This is a genomic window from Bacillus sp. FSL K6-2819, from assembly GCF_038008305.1.
Lineage (GTDB): Bacteria > Bacillota > Bacilli > Bacillales > Bacillaceae > Bacillus > Bacillus amyloliquefaciens.
Window position 1 is genome coordinate 3,816,453 of the sequence record NZ_JBBOYV010000001.1, and the last position, 18,269, is coordinate 3,834,721.

Consider the following 18,269-nt stretch of genomic DNA (forward strand, 5'->3'; position numbering starts at 1 on the left):
AGGATACGTTTAGAATAACCGAATTTTGAACATATGTAAATTGGTAATTGAAATTATGTTCATTAATTGTCACAATTCTTGAACGAGTTTCTTGGCCGTATGCTGATCGGTAATCAACACGTTTGCGTATTTACCTGTCAGGGCACCGTGAATGGCCTTGCATTTTCTGCTGCCGCCCGCCACCAAAATGGAACGCTCTTTCATTTTCAAGTCGCTGAGCTCCACTCCGATGGTCCGGCCGTTAATGCTGCTGCTGCAAATCCTGCCTTCCGCGTCAAAAAAGCGCGAACAAATATCGCCGACTCCGCGCGCTTTCAGCAATTGTTTTTCTTCTTCCCGGAAATAGCCGAGTCTGAAAAGCAGCGCCTCATCCCGGACGGTTCCCACCGTAAACAGGGCGATATTGGCTTGTCTGCCCATTTCAATGATCCGCTTAATATGTCTGTCCCGCTCGACCATCTGTTTCACATCGGCGCTGTCAAATATAACAGGCAGCGGCAAATACCTCGGCATGGTCTGAAATGCTTCGGCGAACAGCTGAATTGTCTCAGACGAATACGTATTGACGTTGGAATGGCTGATGCCGCCTTTCAGCTGCACGACTTCAACGCTCTTTACCTGCTTCGGTTCCATACGGCTTGCGATCTGGTACATCGTCGTCCCCCAGCTTACGCCGAGTATATCGCCGTCCTTTACGGTTTTATGCATATAGTCTGCGCCATAGCGGCTTAAGTAATGTGTAATGGCCGGGTAATCGTCACTTGGAGAAAAGACGACGTGCGCCTCAAGCAGCCCGTATTTTTCTTCCAGCTTCGCGCCGAGTTCATCCAAATCCTCAAACGGATCCATGACGCGAATTTGGACATATCCTTTTTCCTTTGCGTACTGAAGCAGCCTTGAAACGGTGGGGCGTGACAGATTAAGCCGCTCGGCGATCTGCTGCTGGCTGTAATCTGATTGATAATATAATTTTGCCGCTTCTATGCTGAGCTGCTGTTTTTCACGATCCATATCGCGCCTCCCCTCTCCGCTTATCATATCACCAAAACACACGGTAAAAAAGCACCCTCTGATGGGGTGCCTATTTTTTCAGCACAAGCTCCTGAATCGCATGCGCTACGCCGTGTTCGTTGTTTGATTTTGTTTCAAAATTTGCAATGTCCCTTACTTCCGGGATGGCATTGGCCATTGCCACACCGCAGCCGGCCCACTGAATCATGGACATGTCGTTGCCGTTATCGCCGATTGCCATGACATCTTTTTGTTCAATGCCAAGTTTTTCAGCCAGCAGCTTGACCGCGTTTCCTTTACTCACTTCAGGGTGAAGAATCTCATGGAAGAACGGCGCGCTTTTGACCATTGTGTATTTTTCCTTGAATGATTCCGGAATGGAAGCGATCGTTTTCTCCAGCTTGTCCGGATCGTCGATGAACATGATTTTCGGAATGAGAATATCCTTCGGCACCTCATCGATCGTGCGGAAATGAAGCGGCACTTTTGTAATGTATGATTCGTATACCGTGTATTCACTGATATCCCGGTTCGGCGTGTACAGATTGGCTGTGTCAAAGTAATGCATCGGGGTATCCAGCTGTAAGCTCAGCTCGTGAAGCGCCTCTAAATCTTCAAAGCCTAATGACTGCTCGGCCACGACACCGTTTGTATACGTATTTTGGACGAGGGCGCCGTTATAAGCAATCACAAAGTCGCCTTCTTCCTGTAAATTCAGCTCTTCCAAATACCGCCGCACGCCGCCGATCGGCCGTCCCGTGCACAGGACGATATTGACCCCTTCCGCTTTGGCGGCATCAAGCGCCCCGCGGACTTCAGCCGTTACTTCATGATGATCGTTTAATAGTGTTCCGTCCATATCTATTGCGATTAACTTGTACATCCTGCATCTCCTTTGTGATCCTTTTCTTCTTATACTTTCATCATATCGTTTTTTCTTTTCAATGAAAAATCAAACGGACGGATTTCTCCGCCTTCTCTTCATATACCGGGCTTGTTTCCGGATACGCGGCCGTCTTTTCCTCTTGTCGGCTTGTTCGCCGTTCTCTGTTTTCTGCTTTAAGAGAATCAGCCCCGCCGCAAAGAAAGGGACAGCCGCTATGTCCAGAAGGGCAAGCTTTATTCCCATCGCTGCGGGAAAGTATGCCCACAATGAACGGCTGTTCCGTCTGATCATGATATATGAAACGATTTCTAACAGGATAAACAGAGCGTTCACCCATAAGTAAATGAGCAGTGCCGCGAATAAAAACAGCAGCAGCGTATTCCGCAGCGTGCCGGAAAACAGAAGAGCGCGCATCATATCAAAGAATGAAAATGACTGCATGCTGCCGTTTACGACATTGGGATTATAAATAGTAAAATGCCCAAACTGGTCTAAAAGCATAAAGAATAACCATAACACTGAAAACCATTGAATGATATGTACGATGACACCCGTCAAAACGAGTCTGTCGGCAGCCTTATTTCGCATGTGCATCCTCCCCGCCGGTTTTTATTCTTGTCATTGTTTTTGTTCCTCCGTATATCTTCCAAATGAGCGTATTATTTTTTCCTCTTTTCAACGTGCTTTTGACGGGATGCGGATGTCCGAGGTATTCAATTTCGATCGTTCCGTCCGTGTTTTGTGATATCACCTTGTAAGCATCTGAGGGCATGTCAACCTCGCCGCGGCCTTTGATGACCTGCTTTGTCAGGACTCTGTCTTTCGTAAACGTGACGGTTTCAGATCTGACCCCGTCCATCGGTCCCGGCTCAAGCCCTGCATCCCATGTCCCGTAATAAAAAGGGGTATCGTCTGCTTTCTTTAGCTGGCAGCCCGTCATCATGACGCATCCGAAAACAAGAATCGGCATGATAAAAATCCGTATATTCCGCAACATGATCACCTTCCTTCGAAGCTTTTTTACGCCTGTAAGTTAGGCGGGTGCCGTGGCACTGTGCAATTGACTACATAGTGTATAAAGACTTCACTAGATAAGGAGAATGATGAATGAACCCATATCAGTACTATACCCCTCCTGCCTATTTCCCTCAGCAGCAGGAATTCGAAGTGAACCGTGTTGAGTATGAGCCGTATCAGCAGGAAGCTTATTATGCGCCCTACCAGCCTGAAGACCGGCAGCCGACGGCTTTAGAACGGAGAGTCGCCCAGCTTGAAAGACAAAACGCTGAGCAAACGAGAGAGCTCACCCGTCTCTCAAATGAAGACCAGCGCCAAAACCGGGAAATCACACGGATGAGCGAGCAGGTCAGACGGCTGAGCCAGGCAATTGAGATCCATTCCCGCCGCTTAAACCGCTTGAATCAGCGCCTGCGCGCGGTTGAAAACAGACTCAATATCCCTTTTCACGCTACAGAAGGCGGCTTCTGAGAAAAAGGGCCGGAATACAAAGCTCGACAGGCCATTCCCGAGCCTTGTATTCCGCTCTGTACATAACAGGTAAATATTTGAATCCCCTGCTTGCATGAATGCCTCCCACATTCTTTCACATGATAAATATGTAAAATCAATCATTCCAGGAGGTTTTCATGATGTACCAAAACCAATACAGCGGAAATCAGCTCCAGCAATGCCGCCAGACAGCACAGCAGCTGATTCAGCAGACACAGCAAAGCAGCCAGCAGTACAAGCAAATGCTTCAGCAGGAACAGCAAAATATTCAAATGCTTCAGCAGATGCTTAACCATGAGCAGCATGCCGTTCATACCATTCAGCAAGCGCTTCAGGGGCATGAAATGGCCATTCAAAAATGTCAGCAGATCGTGAATGTGTGCAATCAGCTGCAGCAGGACGTAAGCGGACACATGCCTTCACCGATGACAAACACGAATGTTTCTTCATTCCCGCAAACCCAGCATCACACACCGTTCCAACAGCATTCATACCAGCAGTAGCCCGATCATGCAAATGACAAAGCGCAAGGATATCGGCTTTGTCATTTGTTTTTATCGTTGTTTTGTCAGATCAATGCGATGAGCGGGCTTTCTGCCGAATTTTGCTTCCGCCTCATGTCTTACCGCTTCATACGCTCTTGCTTCGACATTTTGTTTAAACACATCAAGCTGTATCAAATAAGCCGCCCGCACCTTCAGACCGTGGATGATGGAGATGACCCATAAAGGCAGCACGATATACACGCCGGGTGTGCTCGGCAGCACAAAAGCAATTGCTAAAATAATAAAATAGATAAGACCGTATTTCAGCCATTTTTTGTTCTTGGCCCGGTAGCCGATATAGAAAAAGGCCAAGAAAGCGGTGAGCGCAAATGGTACGAGAGTCAGCAGCAGCCACCAGCTGTGCAGCACTTCCCACCAGTTCCCTCTTTTCGTAATCAACATTCATCCCTCCTTTACTACTATAACATGGATAATCAAGGAAGGTTTTCTATAAAAAACATAGACGGAATGAGGTCTTCCTGCTATATTAATAATGATAATCATTATCATTTAATGAGGGGGATCATGATGAAGAAACAATCATGGCTGATCGGCCTGGCACTTCTGCTCGTTTTTGCCTTAAGCGCCTGCAGCGGCGCGAAGGAAAACAGCGGATCAGCATCAGGTAAAGAGAAGACAGACATGCGTACATATCAATCGGCAAAAGGAAATATTGATATACCCGCACACCCGAAGCGGATCGTCACTGACTTTTATGCGGGTGAGCTGCTGTCCGTTGACGCAAATGTCGTCGGGGCGGGCTCATGGGCTTTCAAAAATCCGTTTATCAAAACACAGCTGAAACACATCACGGACGTCGGCAATCCCGTCAATGTGGAGAAAGTGATGCAGCTGAAGCCAGATTTAATCGTACTGATGAAGGATGACCAATACGAGAAACTATCGAAAATCGCGCCAACGATTGTCATTCCTTTTAACACCGCAAAAAATACGAAAGATACGGTCAGCCTATTCGGTGACATTACCGGAGCGAAGGATAAAGCCAAAAGCTTTATGGCAGACTTCAACAAAAAAGCTGAAGCCGATCGAAAGCGGCTCAAAGATGTGATCGGCAAAGATACGACAGTCGGCCTTTATGAAACGACGGACAAAGGCGAGATCTGGATTTTCAATGACAATTCCGGCCGCGGCGGCCAGGCCGTTTATAACGCGCTCGGATTAAAAGCGCCGGCTAAAATTGAAAAAGACATCATCAAATCGGGTGCCATGAAACAGATTTCTCAAGAGGTCATCCCTCAATATGCGGCTGATTATATGTTCATTACCGATTACAATCCGAACGGAGAAAGCAAAACGTTTGAGCGTCTTAAAGAGTCATCCGTTTGGAAAAATCTCGACGCCGTGAAGAACAATCGTGTCTTTATCAACGACTATCACACCTTCTATCCGTATGACCCGATTGCCGTCAGCAAACAGATGGATATCATCACCGACATGCTGATCAAACGGGCTGAAGAAAATAAAAAATAAGAAAACGGCACAGTTATAACACTGTGCCGTTTTGTATGATTCATTTTAATTTTGACTGTACGGAGTCCGGCATATCTTCAAACCTGACTTCTTCCCAGGTCTCGACATACTTTCCTTTCGCCTTCACCTTCAAATACGCGTTCTTCCGAAGTTCTTTACCGGCGAAAAAGGTCACTTCCTCTTTTTTTCCGGACGCATTATATCCGTCTAATGTATACTCAGTACCGCCCGGGCTAAGATGTTTACCATCTCGGTCAATCTGTACATAGACATCTTGCTGGTGAATAAGCGGATTAAATCTGTCTGTAACATCGTTATGAAAAAAGAGAAGCCCGTATATAACGGCAGCGGCCGCCACGACGGCCAGGATTGCCAATGCTTTCTTCATCTTTGCACTCCCCTTACTTGTTCATTTTTTTCAAATAGCTCGACCGCACCGCGAGGAAGAACAGAAGCTGAAAAATGAAAAATCCTCCGATGGTAAGACTGAGCGGTCCCGCTATATCGGAATACCCTTCCACAGCCATTGTTCTCAAGGCAAACAGCGTATGCATGACGGCAATGACAAATGGAAAGAAGAAGAGAATCGCCAGTTGTATCGTCACGCTTTGTGACATTTCACGCTCACTCAGACCGATTTTGGCCAGTGAACGGTAGCGCTCCCGGTCCTCATCCAAATCGGTGAACAGCCTGAAATATAAGAAGCTTGCTGCTGCGACGAAGAAGACGATCGCGATAAACAGGCCGATGAATAAACTCAGACTCGGCAGCTGCACCGTATCATAGTAGGTTCCGGCTTTTGACGCAAAATCAGAATGCACGTCGATATAGTTGCCGTAAATTTCATTTTTCAAGGATTGGCTGAACTCAAGACTGTCTTTCCAATGATCATAGCTGTAGCCGTATAATGACGCTTTATCACCGAGTGATTTGAACTGATCAAAGGTTTGATCGTTCACCGCGATGATGGCATTCAATGAAATCAGCGGTTTTTTGACTTCTTTTACCGACAGTTTTTGGTCAGACGGCTCGCCTTTTTGGTTCAGCAGCTTCAGCTGATCCGGGGCTACGTTTTTGAGATTGCGGTCATACGTGCCCGGGAAATAGACAGCCTCATCATTTTTCAGCCCGTTCAGCTTGACATGGAAGTATTTTGACACGTCCGATTTACTGATCATGTATACAGGCGGAACAGTATCTCCTTCCTGATAGCGAATATAGGAAACATCTATTTTATCTTTCTTATACGCAAAGCCGTGTGATTTCAGTTCATGCTCAATATCTTTCAAATGAGTCTGTTCTTTTGGGTTGTCGCTATAAGAAATATACTCCATCTCATAGGCTGACTCTTCCGCCCCGACGGTCGCTTTGTACATCGCGAGCACGCCCGTCGCCGTAAACGCAACCGCGGAAATAATGCTGACAATAAAGAACAGGCGGGCGTTGTCTTTTAAACGATAGACCAGATCAGAAACCCAAATGACATTTTTCCCGCGCAGATAAAAGGCTTTCCACTTCTTCAGCGCGCGCAGAATCCAGATGCTGCTTTGGCTGAAAAAGAAATACGTGCCGATAACGGTAAGCAGTAAAATGATGAATGGTTCTGTACCGTGGACATTTCCTTTAAGAACCATGCCGTACCCGCCGCACAGGCAGGCGATGCCGAATAAGGACAGAAGCACGGATGGCTTCGGTTCCGGCTTGACCTTATCAGTGCCCTTTATTAATTTGATAACCGTATTTGATCTGACAAAAAGGATCGTGAACTGCGATAAAAGGAAAAATAAAAGCAGAAATCCTCCGGCCGTAATGCCGAGCGCTTTCCAAGGCATGTACAGGGGCAGCGCGTCCATTTCTAAAATATAAGCGCCGACCGTAAAGAACGTTTTCGAAAAAATGACGCCGCCGATAATGCCGGCCGCAATCGACATGACGCCGATGATCATATTTTCCGCAGTAATGAGCTTTCTCAGCTGCCCCGGCGTAATGCCCTGCATAAGCAGGATGCCGAATTCTTTATTTCTCGATTTCAAAAATGCATTAACCGAATACAGAACAAATAAGAAAGAAAAAACAAAGATCATCCATTCCGCGGCGGTTAAGCCTTTTCTGGCAATGTTATTCAAGTAGCCTTCCTTTAAAGCCGGATGAAACAGGAACATCGCAAAGGTAAAGAAAATCAAAACGGAAAAGGCGCTGCTTAAAAAGAATGCAAGATAGGCCCTTTTGTTTCTCGTGACGTTGTTATAAGCGAACTGAAGAAAGGTCATTTGCGTTTCCCCCCAGCATAGACAGCACATCAAGAATTTGTTCATAAAATACTTGGCGGTTTTCCCCGCGGTAAATCTCATTAAACAGTTCGCCGTCTTTTATAAAAATGACGCGGCGGCAGTAGCTTGCCGCAACAGGGTCGTGGGTCACCATCAAAGCCGTGACATGATCATCCTGATTCAGGCTCTGCATCGTTTCCATGACGTCTTTTGACGCTTTGGAATCAAGGTTTCCCGTCGGTTCATCAGCCAGAATGAGTGACGGCTTATGAATGACCGCTCTTGCGATGGCGGCCCGCTGGCGCTGGCCTCCGGATACTTCAAACGTCCGTTTGCTGAGGAGGTTTTCGATTCCGAGCTTTTCCGCGATGGCGTGCAGTTTTTCTTCCATTACAGACGGCGGTTCTTTTTCAAGCGTTAACGGCAGCATGATATTTTCACCGATTGTCAGTGTGTCCAGAAGGTTGAAATCCTGAAACACAAATCCGAGCTGCTTGCGGCGGAAATGAGCGAGCTTTGTCCGCTTCAGCCGATGCGGGTTTTCTCCGTGAATCAGGATATCGCCTGAATCCGGACGGTCGATTGTTGAAATGATATTCAAAAGCGTTGTTTTGCCGGAGCCGGACGGCCCCATCACCGCCGTGAATTCGCCTTCTTCTATTGAAAATGAAATTTGTTTTAAGGCTTGATAGGACACTTGTCCTTTATAGGTTTTATTTATATGTTTGACTTCAAGCATATTCGCCATGAGAATCCTCCTTATGGTTTTATTCTTCTTGATCTCAGCTGCTTTCATGTAATGTCGGGGCGTTCAACACAAAAAATCCCCTTGACGTAAATCCATGTTATCAAGGGGAAACAGAATGAGCTATGTTGTTTTCTTAACGCAGCCTTACATTTTTGTAAGAAATGAAAATCGAACCGATGTCCCTTCACCCGGGGACGAACTGATGTCCACCGTATGATTGAGCTTGCCCGTAATTTCTTTGACGAGATGGAGGCCGATTCCCGTAGATTCTTGGAAACGCCGCCCGTTTTCGCCGGTGTAATACGGATCAAACACCCGCTTGATGTCCTGTGAAGGAATGCCGACACCGTAATCTTTGACTTCAAGCACCGTCCTGTCTTCATCGCGGAAGACATTCAGCTCAAGTCTGTCACTCTTGCCCGCCGAATACTTAACCGCATTTGTGACAACTTGGCCGATCGCGAATTTGAGCCATTTTGCATCGGTATAAATCTGATGATCATCGCGAATATTCATTTTCGGATAGACGCGGTATTGAATAAAAAATCGTTTATAGCTTTGAATGACTGATTGGAGAAGCTCGGATAACGAAACCGCTTCGATTTTAAAATCCCGTTCAAACAGATCAAGCCTTGATGAATATAAAAGCGTCTCCAGCCCGTATTCAATCTGCCGGACTTCTTTTTTAATTTGTTCAAAAACGGGTTCATCCTCTTCCTGAATGATTAAATTAATGACCGACAGCGGCGTCTTTACTTGGTGCACCCATTGATTCATATACGTCACCCGCGCGTCGAGCTTGGCTTCGGTCTCATGGAGCTTCTGGTGCTGCAGCCGTATCAGCTCCATCTGCTTTTCATACAGCTCTGAACAAAACTCTGAAGAACCGAGATGCGGGATGTCCGTCCCTTCCTGTCCCGAGCTGAGCCAAAGATAAACACCGCTGTCTTTGTACCAGCGATAGGCAAGATAGCCCGCCAAAATAAGAAGCTGCACGCCCAATATGTAAAACAGGTGAGAGAAAGAATGAAGACCCGCAAACCAGTAATAAAAGAAGACAAACAGCCCTTGAAGGAGAAAAAGCAGAATCAGCACTGCATGAGACCGGAGAAACAGCTTCATGACAGCGCCCTCAGCTGGTAGCCTACGCCCCGCACCGATTCAATTGATACAGGCGCATTCAGCTCCCGCAGTTTTTTTCTGAGCCGCGTGATATACACGTTAAGTGTATTATCATCGACGAAAATATCGGTGTCCCATGTTTTTTCCATGAGCCGGTCTCTTCCCGTCACCTTTTCTCCCCGCTCCAGCAGCACTTCCAAGAGCTTGCTTTCTTTTTTAGAAAGCTCGCTTTTTTCATCCTGAAAGCGCAGTTCAAACCGTTCCACAAAGAGCTGCACACCGGCATATTCAAGCACTTTCTCCCCCTGCTTTGCGGCGTACTCCCCGTACGCCCTGCGGATCTGGCTTTTGATTTTCGCCAGCACAATATCATAGGAAAACGGTTTTTCGATATAATCATCTCCGCCGTTTTCAATCGCCATCACCTGATCCATTTCTCCGCTTCTGGCTGAAATAAAAATGATCGGGCTTGTGGAGTGCTGACGGATCTGGCGGCACCAATAATAGCCGTCATAGGACGGCAGATTGATATCAAGCAGCACCACATCAGGCTTTTCCTGTAAAAAAACATCAAGAACAGCCGTAAAATCCGCGGCCGCCACGGTTTGATATCCGTATTTTTCAAGATAATTCCGCAATAGTCCGCGAATGTCTTCACTGTCTTCCACAATCATGATTTTATTCAATCTGAACCACTCCCGTTTCTTACACTGCTGCCATCATCATAATCGTTTCAGGCGTACGGACGCAACACCGCACAAAAAAACCGCCATTCCGGCGGTTTCCGGTCTCATCAGCCGACCTGCTGTTTTACAGCTTTACCGGCTGATCCGAACTCTCTCATTTTGCTTCGCACTGTCTCTTCCACGGCTTCGATGCCGGGGGTCATATAGCTGCGCGGTTCGTACAGATCGCTTTGTTCCTGAAACATGCGGCGTGTTTCGTCTGTCCAGGCTACCATACATTCCGTATTGATATTGATCTTCGCGTGGCCGAGCGTGATGGCTTTTTGGATCTGATCCTGCGGAATTCCGGATGCTCCGTGAAGAACGAGAGGAATGTCGGTCATGCGGGAGATTTCCTCCATTTCCTTAAATCCGAGTTTCGGTTCACCCTGATATTTGCCGTGTACGGAGCCGAGGGCGGCGGCCAGCGCGTCGATATTGGCTGCTTTGACGATCCGCTCACATTCCGTGATATCAGCATAGCGGACTCCGCCGACCAGCCCGTCTTCCATGCCGCCGACCGTGCCGACTTCGGCTTCTACTGACACGCCGTGCTTTGCGGCATAATCGGTGACTTCTTTTGTCATTGCGATATTCTCGTCAATCGGCGCATGGGAGCCGTCAATCATCACTGAGCTGAACCCGGCGTCAATCGCCTGTCTGCAGCGTTCCGCACTGCTTCCGTGATCAAGATGAAGCACGACGGGAACGGTAATCGCCATTTCCTCCATTAACGCGCTGACCATGGCGGCAATCGTTTTAAAGCCGCCTAAATAATCGACCAGCCGATCAGATGCCGCGGCGATGACCGGGGATTGCTCCTTTTGCGCCGCTTGCAGAATCGCTTTTGTCCATTGCAGGCCGTTTATATTAAACTGGCCGACTGCATAATGCTCCCGTTTCGCTTCCGCAAGAAGATGTTTCATGGTGACAAAAGCCATGTTCACGCCTCCTTCATGAAGTATTTTGATACGACGGCTTCCGTTGTTTCTTTTGCCGTTTTGATCGTTTCCTCCGCGGTCAGCTTATAATATTCAGGTCTGAACAGCTCTACGGAGACAACATCATTGAATCCGATTTCTCTTAGTGCTGACAGATGGGCGTCTAAGTCAATTGCCCCCTGCCCCGGCCAGACGCGGTCTTCATCCGTTAAAAAACCGATCGGGAAATCTTCTGTATCGTCAATATGATAGATGAAAATTTTCTTTCCGTCCGCCTGCTTCAGGCTCTCAATATTGGAGCCCATCGCGTGGAAATGAAAGCTGTCAAACACAAGCCCGACATTATCCCGGCCGACAGCCTCCACGATGTCATATGCCTGTTCAAATGTATTGACCGTGCATTGCGGGTGGCCGACAAATTCAAGGGCGATATTTACGCCGTACGGCTCCGCGATATCAGAAAGCTCAGTCAGCACCTTGATGCTGCTCTTTTTGATCTCTTCTTTTAATATTTTCCGCTCTGTCACAAGCGGTACGGCCACCACATATTTCACGCCAAGTGTTTTGCAGGTTTCCATCATGCTTTTGAATTCTGAAATGATCTCCCGATAGCCCTTTTCATCACGATTGTTGAAGAAAACCAATGCGTTCAGTGCAAGCGGCTTAATGTGATGGGTTTGAAAATATTCCGCCAGATCGGCCAGTGAATGGTCTTTTAAGTATTCCGGCAGCTTATCCATTGTGCGGATTTCAATATAATCATAGCCGTGCTTTTCGCACAGCTCTAAATCCTGTTTCAGGTTTGAATTCTCCAACGTTGTCGCTTCATTAAAGCAAAGTTTCATGTCAGCCTCTCCCATCGCGTTTTAGATATGAAGGGAGTCCGGCTGAAGGGCTTTTTGGCCCCGTCCCGCCGAACTCCATACTCAGCTTACGCCATACCTAATTCTTCTTTTAATTTCTTAAGCATGAACCGGCTTGATTCATCCGCTCTTTCTCCGACCCAAGCAAAAACGGCATTCGTCGCAATTCCGTCGAACTTCATCTCCCTCATCTTTTTGAAAATCGTATCAAAATCCACCTCGCCTTGACCGATGTCCAAATGCTGGTGAACCGTTACTTTCGCGTCAGGCGGATTGACGATGTAGCGCAGGCCATGCGCCGCCTTATGATTATAGGTATCTGCAAATAAAACATGTGTGAGGCGGTCGCCGGCTTCGTCAAACATGGTCGCAATATCGCCTTTGCCGTCATCGTAGAAGAATGTATGCGCAGTCGAGTAGACAAGATTGATCCAATCCTTGTCAAGCGCGCGGATCATATCCATCGCACCTTTGTGCGTCTCGATAAAATCATACGGGTGGGCCTGCAGATTGAGTTTGACGCCTTCTTTTTCAAAGACGGGCAGCAGCTCATCCATGGATTTGATAAATTTTTCTTCACTAGTTAACGGATCATATTTTGAACCGCTGAATTCGCTGTTCATCAAATCCACTTCAAGTTCAACCGCAATTTTGATCGCCCGTTTCCAGTTGCGCACGGCTGCCTGGCGGCGGTCTTCATCAGGGCCTGCCCAGTGGTAAAGCGGAAGGAGAGAGGACAGCTTCACGCCTGTATCCTTTAAAAGGCGCTTCAATTGTTTGATCTTTGCTGAATCGACTTTCGGATATTTATAGAAAGGACAAAAATCCTCACGCGGTGACAGTTCGATATATTCATAACCGAGCTCCGCCGTTTTATAGACCATTTCTTCTAACGTTAAATCATCACGGTACATGGATGGATCCAAGGCCAGTTTCATTTCTTTCACTCCCAATCTATTATTTATTCACAGTCGTAAATGATTGATAGAATGCCGGTTTCTCTTGGAGCGCCACAGGCTCTTTCCGGCCGGATTCCTGAGCTTTTACGCACGCGTCAGTCGTCACGGCGGCGATGTAACCGTCCCATGCCGTCGGACCGCTGACTTCGCCTTTTTTCCGGATCGAATCAATGAAGTCTTGAATTTCCACATCATACGCAGCCACAAATCGGCGCTGCCAATCCATCAGAATATCGGTGCTGAATGTCCCTTCTTTTCTCAAGCTGATGCTGGATGGTTCCGGAAGCTTGATGATGCCGTCTTCTCCGACGATTTCACATTGAATATCGTAGCCGTATTTACAGTTCACATAGATTTCGGCATTGATGACGATACCGCCTTTTGTTTCAATAATGACCATCTGCGGATCTTTCAGATGCGGCAGCGCATTTTTTGATTTCTTCGGATAGATGACCTGTACGGATTCATAGTCGTCATTGACGAGCCAGTGAAGGACATCGATTTCATGAACGAGCGTATCGACAACGGCCATGTCTGTTGAATAATTCGGCGCGACCGTCGGATTGCGGTGCGCACAGTGAATCATCAGCGGCTCTCCGACCACACGGTTGTCGATCGCTTCTTTCAGCTGAACATAACCGCTGTCATATCTGCGCATGAAGCCTACCTGCACCAATCGGCGTCCCGTCTTCATTTCTTCTTCGACGATGCGCATACAGCCTTCTGCCGTTGTCGCGAGCGGCTTTTCACAAAAAACGTATTTGCCGCGCTGAATCGCTTTCAAAACGCTGGACTCGTGAGCCGGGCCCCAGCTTGTCACTAAGACGGCGTCCACATTTTCAGCAGCGAGGAGGCTGTCGTCATCAGGATAAACGGAGGCGTTCAAATTGAAATCCTGAACGGTCTGCTGTGCAGCCTCCTGATTCACATCCGTTACAGCGGTAATTTCCGCGCCGGACAGCTTATTTGTGATGCGGTTGATGTGCTCTTTTCCGATAGCACCGGTTCCGATAACCCCTATACGTAAATTCATTGATCGCCACTCCTTCTGATAATCAAATGATTGTTCTCGTCTTTCTTTTCTCGCTGCCGTCCTGAGGAGCACCGTACAGTTCCTCCTGAATCTGTTCAAGCGACTTGCCGGACGTATTCGGTGCGAAGACAAGCCCGATGACCATACTGGCCGTCACGCATATGAGCAGAATACCTGCCATAACACCGATGCCGAACTGTGTCATGATAACCGGCACAAATAAACTCCAAATTCCGATTGAAATACGGACCAGAAAGAACATGAGCCCTTGTGCCGACGCCCTGTGCTCCGTCGGGAACAGCTCGCTTGCCCACAGCTGGTAGTTCGCCTGCTGGCCGGCTCCGTTATTGATGCCGATCGCGAAGACAAACAAAAGCAGAACCGGAAGCCCCTGAAACGGCAGTAAAAACAGCGACCAGCCGACAACAGCCATAAATGCGCAGATCCCGAACACCGTTTTCCGATATTGATCCGCAAAAGGCATGAAGATACAAGCGACGCCGAGCCCGGTGAAAATAAACAGGGCCATCTGCAGAATGTTAGCCGTATTTGCGGATACGCCGCCGACCTGCTGATAGATGTACGGCATAAAGAATCCCATGACTCCCGCGGCGAGATTCCATATGAGAAACACACCCATTAAAAACAAAATATTCTTAAAAAATTTCGGCTGAAGCAGGTCAAAATAAGATGTTTTTTTCACGGCGGCAGGCCGGTCTTCACTGTTTTTCCAGGCATCTGATTCAGGTAAACGCTTTCTTAGCGTATATGTGATAAGGGCGATCACCAATAGATGCGCAAAAACAATTTTATTTCCTAAAAGCCCAAGGTCACCAACCAGGACCGATAACAGCAGGACCACAACGGCTCCGGCGGCCCATGCCACCTGCGCCACCCCGCAATGCCTCGCCCGGTTTTTCTCAGGGGCGTTTTCCGCGATAATGGTCCATGACGCCGTAATATCCGCGCCTACAGAAATCCCGATAATCGTGTATCCGCATAACAGCATAGGAAAGTTGAATCCAAACAAAACCAAACAAATTCCTAAGGCGTAAACGAGCATACTGTTTGTATAGACCGCTTTCCGTCCGACCTTATCAGCCAAATATCCGCCAAGCAGCGCTCCGATGGCCGCTGATATGGCGTTTGCACTGAAGGCGCCTAGCAATCCGATCTGGCTGTCGGACAGCTTCAAATAGCTGACCCACATGGATAAACCCGCTGACCCTGCCACGATGGAACCTGCATCAATGTAATTTGCTAATGCTGCGGCGATGGTCCTTTTGCTGAAAGCTGATTCCGCCTTGGCACTATTCATATAAGTCCCCCTCTAATTTGCAGGATCAAGCAGTTCTTTGTCGATATACTTTCTCGCAATCAGCGCGTACTCAAGCGGATTGGCGACTGCCGGGTCTTGTTCGGCTTCAATGACGATCCAGCCTGAATAATCATGACGGATGAGCGTTCGGTACACTTCGGTGAAATCGATGCATCCGTCTCCGGGAACCGTAAAAATGCCCTGTAAAAACGACTGCCTGAATGACTTGCCTTCCTTTCTGCACAGCTCCATAATGTCAAACCGCGCATCCTTGAAATGAACGTGTCTGATCCGTTCCATATGCTTATTCAGAATCGTCATGTAATCTCCGTCCGAGATATAAGCATGGCCTGTATCATAAAGCAAATGGACATACCGGGGATCCGTCCCTTCCATCAGCCGGTCAACTTCTCCCGCCGTCTGAACGCCTGTGCCGAGATGATGATGAAAAGTGAGGTCAAGCCCGTGTTCTTCCGCGATTTTCCCAAGGCGGTTCAGGCCTTGGCAAAGCGTATCCCATTCTTCATCTGAGAAGTGCGGTTTTTTCTTAAAAACATCAATGTCCAACCCCTGAACACTGTACGTCTGTTCAGAAACGATGGCGACATCAGCCCCGACTTTTTTCAAATAATCACAGTGTTCTGTAAATTGTTCGGCTGTTTTTTCAATACCGTCTTGAATGATAAAGCTGCTGAACCATTTTCCCGCAATCCGCAAGTTCCGGAGAGCCAGCTCCTTATTCAGGACGGAGGGTTCAGGGAAAAACCCTCCCACTTCCGTACCTTGGAAGCCGGCGACAACAATATCGCTCAACAAATGCTGAAGCGTATTCCCGGCTCCGATTTCCGGCATATCGTCATTGCGCCATCCAATGGGGGCGATGCCCCACAGAATATCTTGTTTGCCCATCGTGATGCCTCCCCTCTAGTACTGCTTCGCAGACTTCAGCTTCGTCTCTTTCGCTTCGTATGCCCGTTGGACGCTTTCCTGCTCAGACACTTCCGCCACGCCGACATGCCACCAGCTGTCATAGCCGTCTGTCATCGTTTTCGGCAGAACCTTCATCTCAATTAACGTGGATACGTCCTGCGTTTTCGCATCTTCAAGCGCCGCTTTCAGCTCTTCAACCGTATTGGCTCTGTATGTTTTGGCGCCGTATCCCTCTGCCACCTTCGCGTAATCAATGTTTAAAATCTGATTGTCCTCTGTGCGGAACTCACAGAAATAACTGCCGCTGCCGTGATCCATTTGCAGGTTGTTGATACAGCCGAATCCGGAGTTATCAAAAAGCAGGACATTGATTTTTTTGTTATATTGAAGCGCCGTAATCAGCTCTGAATGCAGCATCAGAAAACTTCCGTCGCCGACGAGTGAATAGACTTCTTTGTCCGGATGGGCCAGCTTGAGGCCGAGCGTGCCTGATACCTCATATCCCATGCAGGAATAGCCGTACTCCAGATGGTACGTATTCGGGACATTGGAATGCCACAGACGCTGCAAATCTCCCGGAAGAGACCCCGCCGAACTGATGACGATACTGTCTTCAGGAATCGTGTCATTGATCGTCAGAAGCGCCGTTGTTTGCGGCAGCTCAGTCTTGAGCGCGTCGGCATACTCGTTTAACACGTCCTGTGAAAAATGATTCTTAATTTCCGGTTTGAACGCGTCACGTGTAAAAGTGACTTTGCCGAGCCGGTCCCGTTCAGCCAGCCATTCATCCTTCCAGTCTTTAATCGCCGTGCCGAATGCGCTTTTATATCCGTCCAATAAGCCGTGCAACCTGCCGAGCGTCACTTTCGCATCGGCTACGACCTGAAACGCGTCAAGCTTATAAGCCTGCATGCGGCTGACATTGATATTCAAGAATGCTGCTTTTTCAAAATCAAACGCCGTTTTGGAGGATGTCGCAAAGTCCGTGTACCGTGTACCGACACCGATGATAAGATCAGCCTGGCGGGCGGCTTTGTTTGCGGCAAGTGTGCCCGTGATGCCCATGCCGCCCAGATTGTTGGCGAAGTCAGCTTCAACCGTTGACTTACCGGCCTGCGTTTCCACAAGAGGAATGCCGTATGTTTCAGAAAGCGCGATCAATTCCTCACGCGCGCCGGAATACTTCGCGCCGCCGCCCACTAAAATGACGGGGCGGCTGCTCTCTTTAATTCTTTCCGCGGCGCCTTTCAGCTCACGCTCGCTCGGCTGCATACGATCAATATAATGAACGCGTTTTTCAAAGAAGCTTTCATCAAAATCATACGCTTCTCCCTCTACATCCTGAGAAATGCAGATTGTCGCCGGACCCGCTTTTGCCGGATCCGTCATTACTTCAAATGCCCGGATTAAGCTGCTCATCAGCTGCTCGGGGCGGGTAATGCGGTCCCAATAGCGTGACACGGGCTTTAACGCATCGTTTGTCGTGACGGCGGCACTGTATTCCTGCTCCACCTGCTGAAGCACCGGATCAGGCTGCCTCGTCGCAAAGGTATCGGCCGGAAGCAGCAGCACCGGAATATTGTTAGCCAGAGCCGTGCCCGCGGCAGCCGTCAAATTTGCGGCACCCGGCCCGACCGATGTTGATACCGCGTAAATTTTTCTTCTCAGCATTTGCTTGCTGTATGCCATCGCGGCATGCGCCATGCCTTGTTCGTTTTTGCCTTGATAGACTTTCAGGTGCCCGGCGTCCTGCTCAAGCGCCTGCCCGATCCCCAACACATTTCCGTGGCCGAAAATCGTGAAGATGCCTTCAACGAACGGCTCTTCTTTTCCGTCAATATGAATGTACTGCCGGTTTAAAAATTTAATCAGCGCTTGTGCTGTCGTTAAGCGAATTGTCTTGCCCACAAACGATCCC

General features: G+C 48.2%; 20 protein-coding genes. 3 read left to right on the forward strand and 17 right to left on the reverse strand.

Annotated elements, in window-relative coordinates; translation table 11 throughout:
* Window positions 1-69: 69 nt before the first annotated feature.
* From MHH91_RS19870 to MHH91_RS19885, 4 genes are all read right to left on the reverse strand, one after another.
* Window positions 70-1,011: a sugar-binding transcriptional regulator gene (locus MHH91_RS19870; RefSeq protein WP_013354140.1), complete on the reverse strand. Its 942-nt coding sequence runs from the start codon at window positions 1,009-1,011 to the stop codon at window positions 70-72.
* Between the two features lie 70 nt (window positions 1,012-1,081).
* Entirely contained in the window at window positions 1,082-1,894 is an 813-nt protein-coding gene (gene yidA / locus MHH91_RS19875; RefSeq protein WP_013354141.1) for a sugar-phosphatase, read from the reverse strand.
* Between the two features lie 69 nt (window positions 1,895-1,963).
* Window positions 1,964-2,485 carry a hypothetical protein gene (locus tag MHH91_RS19880; protein WP_013354142.1) on the reverse strand — a complete coding sequence of 174 codons (522 nt, stop codon included), beginning with the start codon at window positions 2,483-2,485 and terminating at the stop codon, window positions 1,964-1,966.
* Entirely contained in the window at window positions 2,475-2,894 is a 420-nt protein-coding gene (locus MHH91_RS19885) for a lipocalin family protein (protein WP_013354143.1), read from the reverse strand. Before MHH91_RS19885 ends, MHH91_RS19880 begins: the two co-directional genes overlap by 11 nt.
* Window positions 2,895-3,004: 110 nt before the next feature.
* Between MHH91_RS19885 and MHH91_RS19890 the strand changes: the two genes are divergently transcribed.
* The gene (locus MHH91_RS19890; protein WP_013354144.1) at window positions 3,005-3,385 is read left to right on the forward strand and encodes a hypothetical protein; all 381 of its coding nucleotides are present in this window, start codon (window positions 3,005-3,007) and stop codon (window positions 3,383-3,385) included.
* Window positions 3,386-3,546: 161 nt separating this feature from the next.
* On the forward strand, window positions 3,547-3,909 hold the full coding sequence (locus MHH91_RS19895) for a hypothetical protein (protein WP_014471248.1): 363 nt from the start codon (window positions 3,547-3,549) through the stop codon (window positions 3,907-3,909).
* Window positions 3,910-3,960: 51 nt separating this feature from the next.
* Here the strand turns inward: MHH91_RS19895 and MHH91_RS19900 are convergent, their stop codons facing one another.
* Window positions 3,961-4,353: a hypothetical protein gene (locus MHH91_RS19900; RefSeq protein WP_013354146.1), complete on the reverse strand. Its 393-nt coding sequence runs from the start codon at window positions 4,351-4,353 to the stop codon at window positions 3,961-3,963.
* 126 nt (window positions 4,354-4,479) lie between these two features.
* Between MHH91_RS19900 and MHH91_RS19905 the strand changes: the two genes are divergently transcribed.
* The gene (locus MHH91_RS19905; RefSeq protein ID WP_013354147.1) at window positions 4,480-5,442 is read left to right on the forward strand and encodes an iron-hydroxamate ABC transporter substrate-binding protein; all 963 of its coding nucleotides are present in this window, start codon (window positions 4,480-4,482) and stop codon (window positions 5,440-5,442) included.
* Window positions 5,443-5,482: 40 nt separating this feature from the next.
* Here the strand turns inward: MHH91_RS19905 and MHH91_RS19910 are convergent, their stop codons facing one another.
* The 12 genes from MHH91_RS19910 to iolD form a co-directional block, all read right to left on the reverse strand.
* A complete protein-coding gene (locus tag MHH91_RS19910; protein ID WP_013354148.1) occupies window positions 5,483-5,830 on the reverse strand; it encodes a YxeA family protein in 348 nt (115 codons plus the stop codon).
* A gap of 13 nt (window positions 5,831-5,843) precedes the next feature.
* Window positions 5,844-7,712, reverse strand: coding sequence for an ABC transporter permease YxdM (yxdM, locus tag MHH91_RS19915; protein WP_013354149.1), 1,869 nt, complete (start codon window positions 7,710-7,712; stop codon window positions 5,844-5,846).
* Window positions 7,687-8,460 (reverse strand): ABC transporter ATP-binding protein YxdL, encoded by a 774-nt coding sequence (gene yxdL, locus MHH91_RS19920; RefSeq protein ID WP_013354150.1) that lies wholly within the window; start codon window positions 8,458-8,460, stop codon window positions 7,687-7,689. Before yxdL ends, yxdM begins: the two co-directional genes overlap by 26 nt.
* A 144-nt stretch (window positions 8,461-8,604) precedes the next feature.
* Window positions 8,605-9,582: a two-component system sensor histidine kinase YxdK gene (yxdK, locus tag MHH91_RS19925; protein WP_013354151.1), complete on the reverse strand. Its 978-nt coding sequence runs from the start codon at window positions 9,580-9,582 to the stop codon at window positions 8,605-8,607.
* The gene (gene yxdJ / locus MHH91_RS19930) at window positions 9,579-10,268 is read right to left on the reverse strand and encodes a two-component system response regulator YxdJ (RefSeq protein ID WP_014472386.1); all 690 of its coding nucleotides are present in this window, start codon (window positions 10,266-10,268) and stop codon (window positions 9,579-9,581) included. The genes yxdK and yxdJ overlap by 4 nt, the downstream gene beginning before the upstream one ends.
* 107 nt (window positions 10,269-10,375) lie before the next feature.
* Window positions 10,376-11,248 carry a class II fructose-1,6-bisphosphate aldolase gene (fba, locus tag MHH91_RS19935; protein ID WP_013354153.1) on the reverse strand — a complete coding sequence of 291 codons (873 nt, stop codon included), beginning with the start codon at window positions 11,246-11,248 and terminating at the stop codon, window positions 10,376-10,378.
* Between the two features lie 2 nt (window positions 11,249-11,250).
* Window positions 11,251-12,093 carry a 2-keto-myo-inositol isomerase gene (iolI, locus tag MHH91_RS19940; protein ID WP_014472387.1) on the reverse strand — a complete coding sequence of 281 codons (843 nt, stop codon included), beginning with the start codon at window positions 12,091-12,093 and terminating at the stop codon, window positions 11,251-11,253.
* An 86-nt stretch (window positions 12,094-12,179) separates the two neighbouring features.
* Window positions 12,180-13,049, reverse strand: coding sequence for a sugar phosphate isomerase/epimerase family protein (locus MHH91_RS19945; RefSeq protein WP_013354155.1), 870 nt, complete (start codon window positions 13,047-13,049; stop codon window positions 12,180-12,182).
* A 19-nt stretch (window positions 13,050-13,068) separates the two neighbouring features.
* Window positions 13,069-14,103, reverse strand: coding sequence for a Gfo/Idh/MocA family protein (locus MHH91_RS19950; RefSeq protein WP_013354156.1), 1,035 nt, complete (start codon window positions 14,101-14,103; stop codon window positions 13,069-13,071).
* A gap of 22 nt (window positions 14,104-14,125) precedes the next feature.
* On the reverse strand, window positions 14,126-15,421 hold the full coding sequence (locus tag MHH91_RS19955; protein ID WP_014471252.1) for an MFS transporter: 1,296 nt from the start codon (window positions 15,419-15,421) through the stop codon (window positions 14,126-14,128).
* A 12-nt stretch (window positions 15,422-15,433) separates the two neighbouring features.
* The gene (iolE, locus tag MHH91_RS19960; RefSeq protein ID WP_013354158.1) at window positions 15,434-16,330 is read right to left on the reverse strand and encodes a myo-inosose-2 dehydratase; all 897 of its coding nucleotides are present in this window, start codon (window positions 16,328-16,330) and stop codon (window positions 15,434-15,436) included.
* 15 nt (window positions 16,331-16,345) lie between these two features.
* Entirely contained in the window at window positions 16,346-18,259 is a 1,914-nt protein-coding gene (gene iolD, locus MHH91_RS19965) for a 3D-(3,5/4)-trihydroxycyclohexane-1,2-dione acylhydrolase (decyclizing) (protein WP_014471253.1), read from the reverse strand.
* Between the last annotated feature and the right edge of the window lie 10 nt (window positions 18,260-18,269).

Excerpts from the sequence above, each read along its gene's own strand:
- MHH91_RS19895 (WP_014471248.1), top strand. The coding sequence starts at position 3,547 with ATGTACCAAAACCAATACAGCGGAAATCAGCTCCAGCAATGCCGCCAG.
- MHH91_RS19910 (WP_013354148.1), bottom strand. The coding sequence starts at position 5,830 with ATGAAGAAAGCATTGGCAATCCTGGCCGTCGTGGCGGCCGCTGCCGTT.
- yxdL (WP_013354150.1), bottom strand. The coding sequence starts at position 8,460 with ATGGCGAATATGCTTGAAGTCAAACATATAAATAAAACCTATAAAGGA.
- yidA (WP_013354141.1), bottom strand. The coding sequence starts at position 1,894 with ATGTACAAGTTAATCGCAATAGATATGGACGGAACACTATTAAACGAT.
- MHH91_RS19950 (WP_013354156.1), bottom strand. The coding sequence starts at position 14,103 with ATGAATTTACGTATAGGGGTTATCGGAACCGGTGCTATCGGAAAAGAG.
- MHH91_RS19900 (WP_013354146.1), bottom strand. The coding sequence starts at position 4,353 with ATGTTGATTACGAAAAGAGGGAACTGGTGGGAAGTGCTGCACAGCTGG.
- MHH91_RS19905 (WP_013354147.1), top strand. The coding sequence starts at position 4,480 with ATGAAGAAACAATCATGGCTGATCGGCCTGGCACTTCTGCTCGTTTTT.
- fba (WP_013354153.1), bottom strand. The coding sequence starts at position 11,248 with ATGGCTTTTGTCACCATGAAACATCTTCTTGCGGAAGCGAAACGGGAG.
- iolI (WP_014472387.1), bottom strand. The coding sequence starts at position 12,093 with ATGAAACTTTGCTTTAATGAAGCGACAACGTTGGAGAATTCAAACCTG.
- yxdM (WP_013354149.1), bottom strand. The coding sequence starts at position 7,712 with ATGACCTTTCTTCAGTTCGCTTATAACAACGTCACGAGAAACAAAAGG.
- iolE (WP_013354158.1), bottom strand. The coding sequence starts at position 16,330 with ATGGGCAAACAAGATATTCTGTGGGGCATCGCCCCCATTGGATGGCGC.
- MHH91_RS19870 (WP_013354140.1), bottom strand. The coding sequence starts at position 1,011 with ATGGATCGTGAAAAACAGCAGCTCAGCATAGAAGCGGCAAAATTATAT.
- MHH91_RS19880 (WP_013354142.1), bottom strand. The coding sequence starts at position 2,485 with ATGCGAAATAAGGCTGCCGACAGACTCGTTTTGACGGGTGTCATCGTA.
- MHH91_RS19890 (WP_013354144.1), top strand. The coding sequence starts at position 3,005 with ATGAACCCATATCAGTACTATACCCCTCCTGCCTATTTCCCTCAGCAG.
- MHH91_RS19885 (WP_013354143.1), bottom strand. The coding sequence starts at position 2,894 with ATGTTGCGGAATATACGGATTTTTATCATGCCGATTCTTGTTTTCGGA.
- MHH91_RS19945 (WP_013354155.1), bottom strand. The coding sequence starts at position 13,049 with ATGAAACTGGCCTTGGATCCATCCATGTACCGTGATGATTTAACGTTA.
- MHH91_RS19955 (WP_014471252.1), bottom strand. The coding sequence starts at position 15,421 with ATGAATAGTGCCAAGGCGGAATCAGCTTTCAGCAAAAGGACCATCGCC.
- yxdK (WP_013354151.1), bottom strand. The coding sequence starts at position 9,582 with ATGAAGCTGTTTCTCCGGTCTCATGCAGTGCTGATTCTGCTTTTTCTC.